At 38.5% G+C, this 16,881-nt stretch carries 19 protein-coding genes and 3 tRNA genes; 18 read left to right on the plus strand and 4 right to left on the minus strand.

Annotated features, from left to right (window positions below):
• Positions 1-37 precede the first annotated feature (37 nt).
• From Q0E20_RS03620 to atpC, 14 genes are all read left to right on the plus strand, one after another.
• Positions 38-313, plus strand: a complete 276-nt coding sequence (locus Q0E20_RS03620) for an ACT domain-containing protein (protein WP_295996452.1) — start codon at positions 38-40, stop codon at positions 311-313.
• Positions 314-323: 10 nt separating this feature from the next.
• The gene (locus Q0E20_RS03625; protein WP_295996455.1) at positions 324-1,682 is read left to right on the plus strand and encodes a PFL family protein; all 1,359 of its coding nucleotides are present in this window, start codon (positions 324-326) and stop codon (positions 1,680-1,682) included.
• A gap of 46 nt (positions 1,683-1,728) precedes the next feature.
• Positions 1,729-2,883: a glycosyltransferase family 4 protein gene (locus Q0E20_RS03630; RefSeq protein ID WP_295996458.1), complete on the plus strand. Its 1,155-nt coding sequence runs from the start codon at positions 1,729-1,731 to the stop codon at positions 2,881-2,883.
• Between the two features lie 55 nt (positions 2,884-2,938).
• The gene (gene wecB / locus Q0E20_RS03635) at positions 2,939-4,081 is read left to right on the plus strand and encodes a non-hydrolyzing UDP-N-acetylglucosamine 2-epimerase (protein WP_295996463.1); all 1,143 of its coding nucleotides are present in this window, start codon (positions 2,939-2,941) and stop codon (positions 4,079-4,081) included.
• Between the two features lies 1 nt (position 4,082).
• Positions 4,083-4,277 (plus strand): AtpZ/AtpI family protein, encoded by a 195-nt coding sequence (locus Q0E20_RS03640; protein WP_366509622.1) that lies wholly within the window; start codon positions 4,083-4,085, stop codon positions 4,275-4,277.
• Between the two features lie 112 nt (positions 4,278-4,389).
• A complete protein-coding gene (locus Q0E20_RS03645) occupies positions 4,390-4,650 on the plus strand; it encodes a Tat pathway signal protein (RefSeq protein ID WP_295996469.1) in 261 nt (86 codons plus the stop codon).
• 221 nt (positions 4,651-4,871) lie between these two features.
• A complete protein-coding gene (gene atpB, locus Q0E20_RS03650) occupies positions 4,872-5,546 on the plus strand; it encodes a F0F1 ATP synthase subunit A (RefSeq protein ID WP_275249382.1) in 675 nt (224 codons plus the stop codon).
• Positions 5,547-5,564: 18 nt separating this feature from the next.
• On the plus strand, positions 5,565-5,792 hold the full coding sequence (gene atpE, locus Q0E20_RS03655) for a F0F1 ATP synthase subunit C (RefSeq protein ID WP_275249381.1): 228 nt from the start codon (positions 5,565-5,567) through the stop codon (positions 5,790-5,792).
• 18 nt (positions 5,793-5,810) lie between these two features.
• Complete coding sequence (gene atpF / locus Q0E20_RS03660) at positions 5,811-6,308, plus strand: F0F1 ATP synthase subunit B (RefSeq protein WP_295996474.1); 498 nt, start codon at positions 5,811-5,813, stop codon at positions 6,306-6,308.
• A gap of 4 nt (positions 6,309-6,312) precedes the next feature.
• On the plus strand, positions 6,313-6,870 hold the full coding sequence (atpH, locus tag Q0E20_RS03665) for an ATP synthase F1 subunit delta (RefSeq protein ID WP_295996478.1): 558 nt from the start codon (positions 6,313-6,315) through the stop codon (positions 6,868-6,870).
• A gap of 10 nt (positions 6,871-6,880) precedes the next feature.
• Positions 6,881-8,419: a F0F1 ATP synthase subunit alpha gene (gene atpA / locus Q0E20_RS03670; protein ID WP_295996481.1), complete on the plus strand. Its 1,539-nt coding sequence runs from the start codon at positions 6,881-6,883 to the stop codon at positions 8,417-8,419.
• A 3-nt stretch (positions 8,420-8,422) separates the two neighbouring features.
• On the plus strand, positions 8,423-9,277 hold the full coding sequence (gene atpG, locus Q0E20_RS03675) for an ATP synthase F1 subunit gamma (RefSeq protein WP_295996485.1): 855 nt from the start codon (positions 8,423-8,425) through the stop codon (positions 9,275-9,277).
• A gap of 18 nt (positions 9,278-9,295) precedes the next feature.
• On the plus strand, positions 9,296-10,720 hold the full coding sequence (gene atpD / locus Q0E20_RS03680; protein ID WP_295996489.1) for a F0F1 ATP synthase subunit beta: 1,425 nt from the start codon (positions 9,296-9,298) through the stop codon (positions 10,718-10,720).
• A 3-nt stretch (positions 10,721-10,723) separates the two neighbouring features.
• Positions 10,724-11,131: an ATP synthase F1 subunit epsilon gene (atpC, locus tag Q0E20_RS03685; protein WP_295996491.1), complete on the plus strand. Its 408-nt coding sequence runs from the start codon at positions 10,724-10,726 to the stop codon at positions 11,129-11,131.
• Positions 11,132-11,255: 124 nt separating this feature from the next.
• Here the strand turns inward: atpC and Q0E20_RS03690 are convergent, their stop codons facing one another.
• The 4 genes from Q0E20_RS03690 to Q0E20_RS03705 all read right to left on the minus strand — a co-directional run bounded on the left by Q0E20_RS03690 (position 11,256) and on the right by Q0E20_RS03705 (position 12,440).
• A complete protein-coding gene (locus tag Q0E20_RS03690) occupies positions 11,256-12,107 on the minus strand; it encodes a hypothetical protein (protein WP_295996494.1) in 852 nt (283 codons plus the stop codon).
• Between the two features lie 97 nt (positions 12,108-12,204).
• A tRNA-Val gene (locus Q0E20_RS03695) sits at positions 12,205-12,280 on the minus strand.
• Positions 12,281-12,284: 4 nt separating this feature from the next.
• Positions 12,285-12,359, minus strand: a tRNA-Glu gene (locus Q0E20_RS03700).
• A gap of 5 nt (positions 12,360-12,364) precedes the next feature.
• Positions 12,365-12,440, minus strand: a tRNA-Asn gene (locus Q0E20_RS03705).
• 658 nt (positions 12,441-13,098) lie between these two features.
• Between Q0E20_RS03705 and Q0E20_RS03710 the strand changes: the two genes are divergently transcribed.
• The 4 genes from Q0E20_RS03710 to Q0E20_RS03725 all read left to right on the plus strand — a co-directional run bounded on the left by Q0E20_RS03710 (position 13,099) and on the right by Q0E20_RS03725 (position 16,839).
• A complete protein-coding gene (locus Q0E20_RS03710) occupies positions 13,099-13,941 on the plus strand; it encodes a fumarate hydratase (RefSeq protein ID WP_295996496.1) in 843 nt (280 codons plus the stop codon).
• A gap of 19 nt (positions 13,942-13,960) precedes the next feature.
• Complete coding sequence (locus Q0E20_RS03715; RefSeq protein ID WP_060924362.1) at positions 13,961-14,521, plus strand: Fe-S-containing hydro-lyase; 561 nt, start codon at positions 13,961-13,963, stop codon at positions 14,519-14,521.
• A gap of 191 nt (positions 14,522-14,712) precedes the next feature.
• Positions 14,713-15,264 carry a TIGR01440 family protein gene (locus Q0E20_RS03720; protein WP_295996499.1) on the plus strand — a complete coding sequence of 184 codons (552 nt, stop codon included), beginning with the start codon at positions 14,713-14,715 and terminating at the stop codon, positions 15,262-15,264.
• 12 nt (positions 15,265-15,276) lie between these two features.
• Positions 15,277-16,839: an LPO_1073/Vpar_1526 family protein gene (locus Q0E20_RS03725; protein ID WP_295996502.1), complete on the plus strand. Its 1,563-nt coding sequence runs from the start codon at positions 15,277-15,279 to the stop codon at positions 16,837-16,839.
• Positions 16,840-16,881 lie beyond the last annotated feature (42 nt).

Here is a 16,881-nt window from a genome sequence, read left to right on the forward strand (position 1 = left end):
TTTACATAGTTTGTAGTGAGTCAGAAAAGGTGATTGTATGAAATTAGTAGTTACCGTAGTTGGTGTCGACCGCGTAGGTATTATTGCTGGTGTTAGCAATATTTTGGCAGACCATAAAGTGAATATTTTATCTATAAATCAAACAATTTTAGAGGGTTTGTTTAATATGATTATGATGTGTGAAACTGAAACTGACGACGCAAAGGATTTAACATTTATTCAAGATGCTTTATCCGAACTAGGTAAAACATTAGGCGTAGAAATTCGTGCGCAGCATGCGGATATTTTCCTTAGCATGCATCGCGTAGGATAGGGAGGCGCTTATGTTATCTATTGACAATATTCTTGAAACAAATCAGATGATTCATAATAACAAGTTGGATGTACGTACCATTACCATGGGAATCAGCTTGTTAGAATGTGCATCTAGCTTTGGTAAAGAACTATGTGATCGTATTTATGACCGCATTACCAAAGAGGCTGAGCATTTAGTTAAAACTGGTGAGGAAATCGAACGCGAATTTGGTGTTCCAATTATCAATAAACGTATTTCTGTAACACCTATTTCTTTAGTAGCTGGTGGTAGTGATTTAACATCTTATGTGCCAATTGCAGAAGCGCTTGACCGTGCTGCAAAAACGGTAGGTGTTAATTTTATCGGTGGTTTTTCTGCTCTAGTTACCAAGGGTGCCACGAAAGCAGATCGTATTCTTATTGAATCTATTCCTGAAGCGTTAGCCACTACAGATATTGTATGCAGTTCTGTAGGCGTTGGCTCTACTAAAACAGGTATCAATATGGATGCTGTACGAGAAATGGGCATTATTGTTAAAAAGACGGCTGAGCTTACGAAAGATATTGATGCACTTGGATGTGCGAAGCTCGTTATTTTTTGTAATCCTGTAGAAGATAATCCATTTATGGCTGGTGCTTTCTTTGGTATAACCGAAGGTGACAGTGCTATCTCAGTAGGTGTATCTGGTCCGGGTGTTGTTAAACATGCTCTTGAAGCGGTTCGTGGTGAACCATTTGATGTGGTGGCAGAAACAATTAAACGCACTGCATTTAAGATAACACGTGTTGGTCAATTAGTTGCACAAGAGGCATCTCGTCGACTTGGCAAACCATTTGGTATCATCGACTTATCGTTAGCACCAACTCCTGCTGTAGGTGATTCTGTAGCACATGTACTTGAAGAAATGGGACTTTCCTCTTGTGGTTGTCATGGGACAACGGCCGCATTAGCATTGTTAAATGATGCTGTGAAAAAAGGTGGTCTTATGGCTTCTTCTCACGTAGGTGGTTTAAGTGGTGCTTTTATTCCGGTTTCTGAAGATGCAGGAATGATTGATGCCGTATCTTGTGGCAGCTTATCTCTTGATAAATTAGAAGCTATGACTTGTGTATGTTCTGTAGGCCTCGATATGATTGCTATTCCTGGTGATACTACAGCAGATACAATTTCTGCTATTATTGCTGATGAATCTGCTATCGGTATGATTAATAATAAAACAACAGCAGTTCGTGTCATTCCAGTTCCTGGTAAAACCGTTGGTGAAGTTGTTGAGTTTGGCGGTCTTCTCGGTTATGCTCCTATTATTGAAGTAAGTCCTTACAGTGCGGCTGAGTTTATTGCTCGAGGCGGGCGTATTCCAGCACCTATTCGCAGCTTAACAAATTAAGTTGAAGCCTCGAATCTGTCGCATTCGAGTTGTTGGAGGTGTACTTATGAGTGAGTATGTGCCTGATTATGTGTGGGCCTTTGTGTTGGCTCTCGTCATAACCTTTGCACTAACCCCCTTGGTGAAACGTTTTGCAGTTGCCGTAGGGGCCATTGATAAACCTGATGCTCGTAAAGTGCATCATGGGGCTATTCCACGTCTTGGTGGGTTGGCGATTTTTCTTGGTTATATGGGGTCTGTACTGTTTAATAATAGCATTCCTCATGATCATAAATTATTTGGGTTCGTATTGGGTACGATAATTTTGGTACTCGTTGGTATTTGGGATGATATCCGACAAATTGAGCCGAAAACAAAATTGATGGGACAAATTATTGCTGCAGCTATTCTTGTGGCTTACGATATTCGTGTAGACTTTATCAATCTTCCTTGGGGCGGTGTAGTCTATTTGAAATATTGGGCTATCCCATTGACCATATTTTGGATTGTAGGGTTTACTAATATTGTGAATCTTATTGATGGACTTGATGGTTTGGCAGCAGGTATTTCTTTTATTGCTTGTATTGCTGTATGTGCTATGACTTTACAATTAGGTCAAATAGATTTAGCTTGTATTGCCCTAGCTCTTGCAGGGGCTACGGTGGGATTCTTGCGATATAATTTCAATCCAGCCAAAATCTTTATGGGTGATACCGGTTCAATGCTACTTGGCTATACTTTGGCGGCTATATCTGTTATGGGGGCTGTTAAAACGGCTGCTACCATAGCATTAGTTGTACCAGCTATTGTTCTTGGTTTGCCTATATTAGATACCTTGTTTGCTATTGTACGTCGTAAGATAAGTGGAAGACCTATCTTTAAGCCAGATAAAGGTCATGTGCATCATCGTTTATTGGCACAAGGCTTATCTCAAAAACAAGCAGTATTAATGATGTATGCCGTTACTGCTATCTTCGGTGGTGTTTCGGTTATCGTTGCAGAGGTTAATGCTTGGATTGGTTGTGTACTGGTCTTAGCTATTTTCCTATGTAGTATTTATGTGGCTCGTCGTTTAGGTGTTATTACACATAGTGATGCGGCGGGACATCCCTTACCACGCCCTACAATTGAACGTAGCGATTTAGATGAAACTATTTCCTTTGATCGCAAAGAATTGGCAAAAGCATTAGAGCATTCAGATGATAGCTCTAAAAAAGAGTAACCAATGTAGGGGCGCGTTGCGCCCCTTTTTTATAAACTCTGTGGAGGATGAGTAAATGTTGAAAGTAATGACTATCTTTGGCACAAGACCAGAGGCAATCAAAATGGCACCTCTTGTAAAAGCATTAGAAGATGCACCAGATATGGAGCCAATTGTAACTGTAACGGCACAACACCGAGATATGCTTGATCAAGTGTTGCATCTGTTTGATATTACACCCGATTACGATTTAAATATTATGAGCCAAGGTCAAACGTTGTACGATGTAACAAATCGTGCATTAATGGGATTAAAGTCCGTTTTAGAAGAGGCGAAACCTGATGTTGTATTGGTCCATGGTGATACGACGACAACCTTTGCTGGTGCATTAGCATCTTTTTATCAAGAAATTCCTGTTGGTCATGTAGAGGCGGGACTTCGTACAGGAGATATTTATTCTCCATTCCCAGAGGAAATGAATCGTAAGTTAACAGGTTCGTTGGCAACCTATCATTTTGCACCTACTGCTAGTTCTGAAGCTAATTTAAAACGAGAAAATATTAATACGAATCATCTTTATGTAACCGGCAATACTGTCATTGACGCATTAGATACAACTGTAAAAGCTGATTATGTATTTGATGATGCTGCTATTAACATGTTGGATGCTAATAAACGGATAGTTCTTGTTACGACGCATCGCCGTGAAAACCTTGGGGAACCGATGCGTCATGTTTATCAAGCAATCCGTGATTTATTGAATGATTTTGAAGATATCCAAGTTGTTTTTCCTGTTCATAAAAATCCTAAAGTTCGTCAAGTAGTTCAAGAGGAATTAGGTGATGTAGAACGGGTGACACTTATTGACCCTCTTGATTATGAACCATTTGCTAATTTGATGGCTAAATCTTATTTAATTCTTACAGATTCTGGTGGGATTCAAGAGGAAGCACCAGCGTTAGGTAAACCGGTACTTGTATTGCGTGATACCACAGAACGACCTGAAGCTGTTGATGCCGGTACCGTTCGATTAGTAGGAACTGATAAAGAAGCTGTGTACAAAGCGGCTTATGAGCTGTTACATGATGAAGCAGCGTATAAAACAATGTCAAACTCTGTTAACCCATATGGTGATGGAAAAGCGTCTGCACGTATTTTACAAGCGTTGCGTCACGAATTTTTAGGCGATACACATCGACCAGATCGATTTGGTAAATAATATGGATAAGGATATGGTGAAAGCTCTGGCGATGGCAACTTCGGCAGGGCTGACACTACTATTTTGTATCGGAGGATTCATTTGGATTGGTTATCAGCTTGATCAGTTGATGGATACTGCACCATTATGTATGGTTATTTTTGGGTTAACAGGTGCTGTTACAGGATTTTATATGTTATATAAACAGGTTAAATAGAGAGGTGTTTATGAATCAATATATTAAATTCATACGTCATGTACTATGGGCCTGTTTTTTTGTTACCTTTTTAGGGCTTATAGTTCAGTACCTTTTGGGGTGGAACCAATATATGCCAGGTTGGCTATGGGGCATGTTAACTATGATGGTATATTTAGTACTTTTAGGGTTACACAATAAAGGCCTTGTTTATGGAAATCCGAATCAAGCTGTTGCTAAAGCTCGTCGTCAGATGATGTGGCGATTAGCTTTAATAGGTGCTTTTGTGATAATTGGTTTAAAAATACCTAGTGTAAAGGTAGAAAGTTTATTTGTTTCAATTGTACTTATACAACCTGTTTTGTATATTGTTTATTGGCGCTTGAGTCGATAACTATATATTTGATTGTAAATAATGAAAATTATATTTATAAGATAAAATTGGAATATTTTGCCACATACCTAAAATGCGAAAAATGCATTTTAGGTATGTGGCATTTAAATTGTTTACTGTATGGATGTTGATTATATACTTATAAAGAGGTATGATATTACATATATATAGTATTAATATATATAAATTTTATATTGCTGCATGAGAAAGGGGTTGAGTCTGTGGAATTGCATGCAGGTCACCATCAAGTAGTACAGTGGTTGGGGTTATCTTTTAATCTGGATACCTTAATTGCGACCTGGATTACGATGGCGATCGTCATCATCATTTCCGTATTAGCTACGCGAAATCGAGCTTTAGTACCATCAGGTGTTCAAAATGTGGTAGAAAATATACTAGAGTTATTAGAAGCCCAGTTAGCACCGAACCTTGGACGACATTGGCCAATGGTTAGCTCATTATTATTTACATTTTTTCTATTTATTTTTATAGGAAATGAATTAGGTTTGATGCCTACATTGGATGCTGTTAAATCACCTACTTCTGATATTAATACAACAATTGCACTAGCACTTTGTAGCACTCTTGTTGTTTGGGTAGTAGGGATTAAGGTAAAAGGGGTATCTTATTTTAGGCATTTTATACGGCCGTATAAGGCTTTATTGGTACTTAATATTTTTGAAGAAATTGCTAGACCAGTTACTCTCGCTTTTCGTCTCTTTGGGAACATTGTAGCTGGTGAAATTTTGTTAGAAGTATTGTATCATTTGCCTTGGTTTGTACCTGTACCATGGATTTGGATAGCATTTAGCTTATTCATTGGTATCATTCAAGCTTTTATTTTCACAGTTTTAACAGCCAATTATTTAGGCATGGCATTAAGTGAAGAACATTAATTTTATGGAGGATTAATTATGGAAGTTCAAGGTTTATTCGCATTAGCTGCAGCAATTGCAGTAGGTTGTGGGGCAATTGGTGCTGGCATTGGTGATGGTCTTGTATCAAGCAAGGTTATTGAAGGGATTGCTCGTCAACCAGAATTGCGTGGTCAATTGATGTCCACTATGTTCGTAGCTATTGGTTTGATCGAAGCTATGCCTATTATCGGTGTAGTAGTTGCTTTCATTTTATTATTCAGATAATAGCGAGGAGGAACGACCTTGGTAGATTTAACGCTAGGGACAATTCTTGCTCAAATGCTAAACTTTTTTATATTAGTTTGGATATTGGCCCGTTTTGCATTTAAACCATTGGTTTCTATGATGCAAGAGCGTAAAGATCGTATTGCTAAAGATTTAGCAGATGCTCAAAATGCTCGTCAAGAAGCGGAACAATTTAAAGCTGATTATGCTGCACAAATTGCTAATGCTCGTCAAGAAGCACAACAAATTGTTGAAAAAGCGGTACAACAAGCAGAAGCAACAACACGTGAACAATTGGCAGCAGCTCGTGAACAAATTGAACATGAAAAAGAACGAGCTCGTCAAGATATTGTAAATGAACGCGATCGTGCTATGAATAATTTGCGTAATGAAGTTATTTCTTTATCTGTAGCTATGGCAACTAAGGTTGTAGCAAAGGATATGGATAGCGAAACTAATACAAAATTAATTGAAGACGCTATTGCGAAACTTGATAGTAAAACGATAGGGTTGTGATATTATGAGCACAGAAATTGTAGTAGATAAATACAGTTCAGCTATGTTAGAGCTAGCTCAAGAACAAGGTAATTTAGTAACTACAGAAGAAAATCTTTTATATGTGGCCTCTGTTCTTAATGAACAACCAGAATTGGTAGGGTTTATTAATAATCCTATTGTAGAAGCAGATGCAAAGATTTCTTTACTTGGAAGAGTCTTTGGAGATGCTATAGAAAAGACAGTACTTCATTTCATGTATGTCATGGTTAAACGTGGCAGATATCGGTATTTGCAAGATACAATTAGAGCTTTCATAAAAAAATCTCGCGAAGCACGGGGCATTTTGGAAGCTGTTGTAACTGTTGCAGAACCATTAACTGATATATTGCGTGAGGATGTACAAGCTAAATTACAAGCGATGACCGGCAAGGATGTCATTATATCGGTGCGTCAAGACCCTAGAATCATTGGTGGTATTATCATTCAAATCGGTGATAAACGCATTGATGGATCTATTGCACGGCGCTTAGATGAATTGAAAAAAACGTTAGTACGAACTGACTCTATTAGATTGGGGTGAATGGGTATATATGAAAATGAAGCCTGAAGAAATCACTGCTATAATCAAACAGCAGATTCAGGACTATGATGTTGACCTTAATGTCGATGATGTGGGTACTGTTCTCGACGTAGGGGATGGCATCGCCCATATTTATGGTCTTGAAAGAGCCATGGCCGGTGAATTATTAGAATTACCACACGGTGTATATGGCTTGGTTTTGAACTTAGAATTAGATAATGTTGGTGCCGTACTACTCGGTGATGACTTCTTGATTAAAGAAGGCGATGAAGTACGACGCACTGGTAAAATTATGGATGTACCAGTAGGGGATGCGCTTATTGGTCGTGTAGTTAATCCTTTAGGGCAACCTATTGATGGTAAAGGGGCTATTCAAGCTACAGAACGTCGTCCAGTAGAACATCCAGCACCTGGTATTGCAGATCGTCAATCTGTAAACGAACCATTGCAAACTGGTTTGAAAGCAATTGACTCCATGGTGCCAATTGGCCGTGGACAACGTGAGCTTATCATTGGTGACCGTGGTACAGGTAAAACTGCAATTGCTCTTGATACAATCATCAACCAAAAGGGTAAAGATGTTATTTGTATCTATGTAGCTATTGGTCAAAAAGAATCTACCGTAGCTCGTGTAGTACAAAAATTAGAAGAAACTGGTGCATTAGATTATACAATCGTTGTGTCTGCTAGTGCTTCTACAGGGGCACCATTACAATACATTGCTCCATATGCAGGTGTTGCAATGGGTGAGTACTTTATGTACAAAGGTAAACATGTACTTTGCGTATATGATGACTTAACAAAACAAGCGGCTGCTTATCGTGCAATGTCGCTATTATTACGTCGTCCACCAGGGCGCGAAGCGTATCCAGGGGATGTATTTTACTTACATAGCCGCTTATTGGAACGGGCTGCTAAATTATCACCTGAGTTAGGTGGTGGTTCTATTACAGCATTGCCAATCATTGAAACTCAAGCGGGGGACGTATCTGCTTATATTCCGACAAATGTAATTTCCATCACGGATGGTCAAATTTTCTTGGGAACAGATATGTTCTATTCTGGTATTCGTCCTGCTGTTGATGTAGGTTTATCCGTATCGCGTGTAGGTGGTAGTGCGCAAACAAAAGCAATGAAACAAGTCGCAGGTCAATTGCGTTTGGACCTTGCACAATATCGTGAATTAGCAGCATTTGCTCAATTTGGTTCTGATCTTGATGCGGCGACCAAAGCACAGTTAGATCGTGGTGAACGTTTGACTGAAATGTTAAAACAAGGTCAATATGAGCCAATGAGTGTAGCTGAAATGGTTGTGAATCTTTATGCCGGTACAAAAGGGTACTTAGCTAGCATTCAAGTAGATGATGTGTTGGCTTTTGAAGCAGCGTTATTGCGTTTCATTCGTGCAAATTACCCTGATATTATTGGCAATATTGAAAGCACAAATAAAATTGATGAAGCTACTGAAAACTTGTTGAAGCAAGCAATTCCAGAATGTATAGAAGCCTTTGGTGCTACACATACATTAGTTTCCCATAAGGAGGCGTAATGTATGGCTAGTGCACAAGATTTGCGAAAGCGTATAAAAAGTGTTACTAATACACAACAAATAACAAAAGCGATGAAGATGGTAGCTTCTGCCCGTCTTCGTAAGGCTCAAGCAAAAGCTGATGCAACGCGGCCATACGCAGAGAAAATAGGGCAAATCTTGCGTCATATCTCCACTAGTGATTTACGAGGTTATGTAAGTCCTTTACTTGAAAGTAGACCTGTAAAACGAACTTGTTATATCGTTATTGGTGCTGATAAGGGGTTGGCAGGGGCCTATTCGTCTAATGTATTAAAATTAGCAATAGAGCAAATTGGGCATAAAAGTGCCAATGAATATTGCCTAATTACATCTGGACGGAAACCAAAGGATAGTTTGAAATCTCGTCACTATTCTATAGATCAATCGTACAGTGGTTTTTCTGATAAACCAAGTTACGAACATGCGCGACATATTATGGATTATGCTCTTTCATTATATGAACGTCATGAAGTTGATGAAGTTATCATGATTTATACGCGCTTTGTAAATTCTATGACGCAAATTGCACAGGCAGAGCGAATTCTACCATTAGAACAACCAGATGATGAAGTAAAAGGCGAAGAATATGAATTTATGCCAGACCCTGCATCAGTTCTGGATGCATTATTGCCAAAGTATTTAGAAATCACATTATATAACGGGTTATTACAAGCGGCAGCTAGTGAATTAGGTGCTCGTATGACAGCTATGACATCAGCTACTGATAATGCTGGGGAACTTATTAGTTCCTTAGGCCTTGAGTATAATAAATTACGTCAATCTAGTATTACGAATGAAATTTCTGAAATTGTTGGCGGTGCAAATGCCTTGCAATAGATAAGGAGAGACCTCTTAATGAGTAATAATATTGGGAAAGTGGTGCAGGTCATTGGCCCAGTTGTAGATGTGCGTTTTGAAGCTGGTCACTTACCAGCTATTTATAATGCTATTCACATTTACCATGACCATAAAGCTCACGATAGACAAAAAATTGTAGTAGAAGTTATGCAACACTTAGGCGATGATATGGTTCGCTGTGTTGCTATGAGCTCTACTGATGGTATGACCCGTGGAATGGAAGCAGAAGATATGGGTACTGCAATTTCTGTTCCTGTTGGTGAAGGTGTATTGGGTCGTATCTTTAATGTACTCGGCGAAACTGTAGACCATGATTCTGCACCTGTTGTAGCAGATGAAATGTGGCCTATCCATCGTCCAGCACCTAAATTTGATGATCTTTCACCAGATACACAAATTCTTGAAACGGGTATTAAAGTCGTAGACTTGATTGCACCATACGTAAAGGGTGGTAAAATCGGTTTGTTCGGCGGTGCCGGCGTAGGTAAAACTGTATTGATTATGGAATTGATTCACAATGTTGCAACAGAACATGGTGGCTATTCCGTATTCTCTGGCGTAGGTGAACGTACCCGTGAAGGTAATGACCTTTGGAACGAAATGAAGGAATCCGGCGTTATTAATAAAACAGCTTTGGTATATGGCCAAATGAATGAGCCACCAGGGGCTCGTATGCGTGTTGGCTTGACAGGTCTTACAATGGCTGAATATTTCCGTGATGTGAAGAAACAAGACGTGCTCTTGTTTATCGATAACATCTTCCGTTTTATTCAAGCTGGTTCCGAAGTATCTGCCCTTTTAGGTCGTATGCCATCAGCCGTAGGTTATCAACCTACATTGGCAAATGACGTTGGGGCATTGCAAGAACGTATTACATCTACAAAAGAAGGTTCCATTACATCCGTACAAGCCGTATACGTACCTGCCGATGACTTGACTGACCCTGCACCAGCAGCTACGTTTGCTCACTTGGATGCAACAACAGTATTGTCCCGTTCCATCGCGGAACTTGGTATTTATCCTGCCGTAGATCCACTTGATTCTACAAGCCGTATTTTGGATCCTCATGTACTTGGGGATGAACATTATAACGTGGCTCGTGGTGTGCAAGAAGTGTTGCAAAAATATCGTGACTTACAAGATATCATCGCAATTCTAGGTATGGAAGAATTATCTGATGAAGATAAGTTAACTGTATCTCGGGCTCGTAAAATTCAACGTTTCTTGAGTCAACCATTTTTCGTAGCGGAAGTATTTACCGGTTCTCCTGGTAAATATGTACCATTGCAAGAAACATTGCGTGGTTTTAAAGAAATCCTAGATGGTAAACATGATGATTTGCCAGAAGGGGCATTCTATATGGTTGGTACCATTGATGAAGCCGTTGCAAAAGCAAAGGAAATGCAAGAGAAGGGGGAATAATCCATGACGGAACCTATGACCCTAACAATTATTACTCCTGATGCCGTTGTATATGATGGTAAGGCGGATTTTCTCGTAGGACGTGCTATTGATGGCGAATTTGGTATATTACCTAATCATGCACCTATGATTATTGCTCTTGATCTTGCACCATTGCGTATCGATAATCCTAATGGAGAAAAGCATACATTTGCCATTTTTGGCGGTTTTGTTGAAATTGAACATAATAAGGTAAGTATAGTAACACCTAATTGTGAAAGTCCGGAGTCTATTGATATTAGTCGGGCGGAGAAAGCGAAAGCACGCGCTGAAGGACGTTTATCTAACCCTACACCTGATATTGATATTGAACGGGCTGAACTTGCTTTGGGAAGAGCTTTACTTCGTTTAAAAGTAACACAACATATGTAGTCATTTAATTGAATACAGGTATAGAAAATAAGGTGATTAATGTATATTCCCTTATTTTCCTTTACACATAAAAAAGAGTGTCACCCTGATAGGGGACACTCTTTTGTTCTATACAATCATTAAATTATAATACACTAACACCTTTTAGTGAGTAAGCTGTGTTTTTTGGTTGTTCTACTTGGAATTCATAGTCAGGGACAACTGGCATTTCTGCATTAATACCTGGTGTTTGATAACGATCTCTATCTGTTGGCACACGTTTATACGGTAGTTTTTCAAGTAAATCTTTTATAACTTTATTCCAAACGGATTTATGAGTTGGCATAGTTAATGTATCATCAACTTGATTAAAACCACTGCGGATAGTATGAACAATGCCTTCATTAGTATCATAATAATAAATCATAGCAGAAACTTTTGCTTGAATGTGGATATCATCGCTATCATCATGATAGTATTGACTAAGATATGATGTTGGTAGTTGTACATATATATCTTGCATTGGAACAGGCATAATAACAATTTCAGAATGTTGTGTAGAGGCTACTTCTGCCAAATCAACGGCTGTAATTTGAGCTAGTGGAGTGTTAGTGCTTACTACTGTTGTATTGTAATAAGGATAGCGTAAAACATTTGCTACGGAATCAGATAGGTATTTACCAAAAGCAGCCGTATTTTCATTTCGAAGTGTAGTTGGAATCACAAGAGTTGCTTTGCGGGCGGGAAAGTTATCTAAATGACCATCGTAATTAGCTTTTCCTATATTGGAAGGAGTGTTGGATGTTGTAGATGTAATTTGAATAGAAGATGATTTTATGGTACCAGGATCAGGTATAATTTTTACTGGTGCAATAGGAATTGAACGAGCTTTTGTGGTTTGTGCATCCATATCTGCTGCATTTGCTATTGAAAATGTAGAAACAAATGCTAAGGCGAGACACAAACCCATACGTATAGTTGTTTCTCTTAAGTTCATGAGGGACTCTCCTTGATATAAATATAATCATAACTATATTTTACAGTATACCATAGTTGAAATAAAAAAAAGCAAGCCTCAGCTTGCTTTTTTTATATGGTGGACGATGACAGGATCGAACTGCCGACATCCTGCTTGTAAGGCAGGCGCTCTCCCAGCTGAGCTAATCGTCCATATTGGTGACCCGTCCGGGAATCGAACCCGGGATACCGCCGTGAAAGGGCGGTGTCTTAACCGCTTGACCAACGGGCCAATATTGGCTCCCCGAGTAGGACTCGAACCTACGACCGATCGGTTAACAGCCGATTGCTCTACCAACTGAGCTATCGAGGAATAATATAGTCATAATTATAAATGAACATATCGAGAATAGCAAGAGGAAATGTTATAAAAAGTTAAAAATTTTTAGCATATGCTATAACTAAAACACATAGCAAACTTAAAACTATAAGAAATAAAATTAATTGATAAGAAGGTCATAAAAAATGATAATTATATATACTAATAAAAAATACAGTAGTTTAGCGTGTTTTTCAACGTTTTTATACTATCTTTGTAAGGTTATTTAGTAAATAAATTGTATTGAAAATAATCGTTATATATACTCATAATTAAAATCTTTTGATATGTAAATGACATATAATCTCATTAATCAATAAAATGATTGTTAACACTGAATTATATAATAATTGGTAACGAACCATATACAATAATAAAATGTGATATTTATTACAGTTATAAAGCATTATATAAGAGATTTAGTGATGTTATCAGAGTTATGAAAGTGCATAAAAATAGTATAATTAAACACTGAAAATTATTATCAAATCGATAAATTTCATTGAGAAAACTGTATAGGTAAAGCGTTGAAAGGCCTCCGGTAGTGTGCTAGTATGGAGTCATAGAGTTAATCTTAGCTTAATACTTTGAGAGAAATGTATCTCATGGTATTAGAGTTAATATCTAATTATTTTCCTGAGGAGGGATTATCTTGCGCGAGATTCAAGTATCTGAAATCACAAAAACAGTCCGTCAAATGTGTATGGACGCAGCTTACCACTTGCCAAAAGACATTTATGAAGGCTTGAAAAAAGGCCGTGAAACAGAAGAGTCTCCAGTTGGTTGCATCGTACTCGATCAAATCATCAAAAATGCAGAAATTGCTGATGCTGAAGATCGTCCATATTGCCAAGATACTGGTATGACAATGGTATTCGTAGAAGTAGGTCAAGACGTACATTTCGTTGGTGGCGATCTTAAAGAAGCTATCAATGAAGGCGTTGCACAAGGTTATGTAGAAGGTTACCTTCGTAAATCCGTTGTAGCTGAACCTTTGTTCAACCGCAAAAACACACAAAACAATACACCTGCTATTATCTACATCGACATTGTTCCTGGCGATAAAGTAGAAATCAATATAGAACTTAAAGGCTTCGGTTCTGAAAACAAATCTGATGTAGCTATGCTAGTTCCTGCAGATGGTGTTGAAGGCGTTAAAAATGCAGTTCTTGAAATCGTAAAACATGCTGGTCCTAACCCATGTCCTCCAATGGTACTTGGCGTAGGTATCGGTGGTACTATGGACCAAGCTGCTGTTATGTCTAAAAAAGCATTGCTTCGTGACATTAACACACCTCACAAAGATGCAGAATATGCAAAATTGGAAGAAGAAATCTTGGAAATGGTTAATAAAACTGGTATCGGACCTCAATTGGGCGGTACTACAACTTGCCTTGGTGTAAACATCGAATGGGGTGCAACTCATATCGCTGGTCTTCCTGTTGCAGTAACTATTATGTGTCATGCTGCTCGTCATAAACACGTAGTACTTTAATCGATAGGAGGAAATTACAATGGCTGAAACAATTCGCATTAATACTGAAGAATATAATGAAGAATTTTCCCGTAAATTAAAAGTTGGTGATAGCGTTCTTATTACTGGCAAAATTTACTCCGCTCGTGATGCTGCTCATAAAGTTATGACAGAAGCTTTAGCACGCGGTGAAAAATTACCAATCGATTGGACAAACAAATTCGTTTACTACTTAGGACCTACACCTGCAAAACCTGGTGATCCAATTGGTTCTGCTGGTCCTACAACTTCTGGTCGTATGGATGCTTACACACCAACAATGCTTGATCAAGGTATTAAAGGCATGATTGGTAAAGGTTCCCGTAAACCAGAAGTAGTTGAATCCATGAAGAAAAATGGTTGCACATACTTCGCAGCAGTTGGTGGCGCTGCAGCATTGATTGCAAAATCCATCAAAAAATACGAAGTACTTGCTTATGGTGAACTTGGTCCAGAAGCTTTGGCTGAATTGACAGTTGAAGATTTCCCTTGCATCGTAGTTGGCGATACTGAAGGTAACAACTTCTACGAACAAGGCCAAAAACCTTACAGAAAAATCTAATATTCGCCATTGAGCGATTTAAAGAGGCTTGCTATTGCAGGCCTCTTTTGTTTGCCGAAGATTGTATGAATATAATATCGCACTATTTTATCATAGGAATTTCACACAATTACAATATAGTTTGGTCTATAAAAGACATATAATTTATGATAATATATTTATAGATTTGAATATTAAAAAGGGGCGATATCATGCATTCTATTGAAAAGATTAGACAAGAGATGCATACTGCTATAGAAGAATTATTAATAGTGGCAAAGGTACATAAAGGGCAGCTATTTGTAGTAGGTTGTTCTACTAGTGAGGTTTGTGGTAAAAAGATTGGCACTGATTCTCATGAGGATGTAGCAGCTATTGTATTTGATGAGATTTATAAAGCCGTTAGCAAACGAGGTTTATATCTTGCTGTACAATGTTGTGAACATTTAAATAGAGCCCTTGTAATGGAACGTGAGGCTATGACTTGGGAGGAGGAATGTAATGTAGTTCCTCAATTACATGCTGGTGGAGCTATGGCTATGACGGCTTATAACCGATTTAAGGATCCGGTAATTGTTGAATTTATACAAGCAGATGCGGGTATCGATATAGGGGATACTTTCATTGGTATGCATATGAAACATGTAGCGGTTCCTGTACGATTAAGTATTAAGGAAATCGGGGAAGCTCATGTGACGGCTTGTCGTGTTCGACCTAAGAGTATTGGTGGTATTCGTGCTGTATATAATGACGCATTATTGTAAGAGGAGACTGCGATGTCAACGTTTATCCCATATGTTGTATTAGCCGTTGTTATACTTGGTTTCTTTGGAGTATGTTATGCGGTATTTAATAAAAGTGTAAGTAATAGTGAAAAGCATTCTGTAAAATCAAAGCCTTTGAAAAAAACACGTACAGGGCGTTTGTATGAACAAGAAAAGGTACACATAACACCGCGAGAAACGCATGATGGTGTTGATGTATACGAGGCTAATGTTAATGAACATGAGCAACTTAATAAGAAACCTGTTGAGGTGCATAATTTTGTAGAAGACCATAATATTAATAAGCCTGCAGAAGTAGAACCGACTGTTTTAGAAGTTAATAACGAGAAAACGGTACCTATTTCCGTTGTAGTACCATCTACAGAGGATACCATTGCGTTGGGGGAATCTCCTGATGTCATGGATGAAACACGTTGTTTTGATGCAGATGCTACACAGATGTTTGGTAATGCAAATAGTGAAGCTGTAAATCCACAAGGTCCGTCTGCATTAGAAGAAACACGCATGTTCAACGCAGATGAAATTAATGCACATTTATCTGATATAGAAGATGATGCGCCAGAAGCAATTGGACCTTGGGCGCAGGCTGCACAGGAAGATAAACGTGTAGCTCTAGCAATTGAGCCTTTTGCTCATGCTTTCGGTGTAGTACATGGTGATGCTATGCAATTTGTAGCCGATATTACAAGAGATGCACTAGCTGCTTTGGGGATTACTAAACTTAGCGAAGTAAAATTATTATTGCAGAATATTGTAATTCAAGAAGCTTTGTTAGCTATGCAAAAAGCTTATGCAGGGACACCTACAACGTGGATGAAGACGGCGGCACTAGAAGCTTTTTTTGATGTGGTTCAATCGCCTAAGTCGAGTACACCGTACTTAGTGGCTTTTGATGCGTTGCGGGTGTTACCACACCTTACATTAGGTCATTTTCAAGTAATGGCGTTAACATTATTATTACAATATTCTCGGAACTCTAATAATTATGGACGTATTCACTTTCAACATTATGTTGAAAAATATATCGAACCATTTATTTCCGATTTACCTTATGACGCATCCTTTTATCGTCAACTAGACTATTTGCGTTGTACTCAACAAGAACGGGAATCCGTAACATTGACGCAGTTGTTGAGTAATTCATATCCATTTGTATTTAATTATCGTGGTTTTACAAAGGAAGAATTATTCCGTGCTACGGATGGTCGTGGTGTAGATCCTCGATTTGTGGTTCGTAGTTTAAATTCTAATCTGTATAAATTGGCTGTTGTTGATGAATCATTGGCACCACGTTTCTTTAGGGAAACACGCATTTCTGATCCTATGATACAGCGTGATCTCATGGCTTTGATGAAGAGTAAACCAACTGCTTTTAGAGGTGAAGAAGCTCGTCAAATTATGGATGATATTAGTCCGGTTCTTTCCGATTTGGCCCGTGTTTATGATGAAAGCCCTATGTGTTCTATATCTCTTACATTGCTTGGCCTTTATTTAGGTCGAGCTCATGTGAAAGCAACCATTGGGGAAGACTTTGATTTATCTCATTGGTTCTAATAACATATGAATAAACCGCCTATGGTAATACCTAGGCGGTTT

Origin of the sequence: uncultured Veillonella sp. (genome assembly GCF_934230905.1) — a bacterium.
Lineage (GTDB): Bacteria > Bacillota > Negativicutes > Veillonellales > Veillonellaceae > Veillonella.

Bases quoted from the DNA above. Each gene is read 5' to 3' on its own strand.
- Q0E20_RS03620 (WP_295996452.1), top strand. From the start codon at position 38: ATGAAATTAGTAGTTACCGTAGTTGGTGTCGACCGCGTAGGTATTATT.
- Q0E20_RS03625 (WP_295996455.1), top strand. From the start codon at position 324: ATGTTATCTATTGACAATATTCTTGAAACAAATCAGATGATTCATAAT.
- Q0E20_RS03630 (WP_295996458.1), top strand. From the start codon at position 1,729: ATGAGTGAGTATGTGCCTGATTATGTGTGGGCCTTTGTGTTGGCTCTC.
- wecB (WP_295996463.1), top strand. From the start codon at position 2,939: ATGTTGAAAGTAATGACTATCTTTGGCACAAGACCAGAGGCAATCAAA.
- Q0E20_RS03640 (WP_366509622.1), top strand. From the start codon at position 4,083: ATGGATAAGGATATGGTGAAAGCTCTGGCGATGGCAACTTCGGCAGGG.
- Q0E20_RS03645 (WP_295996469.1), top strand. From the start codon at position 4,390: ATGCCAGGTTGGCTATGGGGCATGTTAACTATGATGGTATATTTAGTA.
- atpE (WP_275249381.1), top strand. From the start codon at position 5,565: ATGGAAGTTCAAGGTTTATTCGCATTAGCTGCAGCAATTGCAGTAGGT.
- atpH (WP_295996478.1), top strand. From the start codon at position 6,313: ATGAGCACAGAAATTGTAGTAGATAAATACAGTTCAGCTATGTTAGAG.
- atpA (WP_295996481.1), top strand. From the start codon at position 6,881: ATGAAAATGAAGCCTGAAGAAATCACTGCTATAATCAAACAGCAGATT.
- atpG (WP_295996485.1), top strand. From the start codon at position 8,423: ATGGCTAGTGCACAAGATTTGCGAAAGCGTATAAAAAGTGTTACTAAT.
- atpD (WP_295996489.1), top strand. From the start codon at position 9,296: ATGAGTAATAATATTGGGAAAGTGGTGCAGGTCATTGGCCCAGTTGTA.
- atpC (WP_295996491.1), top strand. From the start codon at position 10,724: ATGACGGAACCTATGACCCTAACAATTATTACTCCTGATGCCGTTGTA.
- Q0E20_RS03690 (WP_295996494.1), bottom strand. From the start codon at position 12,107: ATGAACTTAAGAGAAACAACTATACGTATGGGTTTGTGTCTCGCCTTA.
- Q0E20_RS03715 (WP_060924362.1), top strand. From the start codon at position 13,961: ATGGCTGAAACAATTCGCATTAATACTGAAGAATATAATGAAGAATTT.
- Q0E20_RS03720 (WP_295996499.1), top strand. From the start codon at position 14,713: ATGCATTCTATTGAAAAGATTAGACAAGAGATGCATACTGCTATAGAA.
- Q0E20_RS03725 (WP_295996502.1), top strand. From the start codon at position 15,277: ATGTCAACGTTTATCCCATATGTTGTATTAGCCGTTGTTATACTTGGT.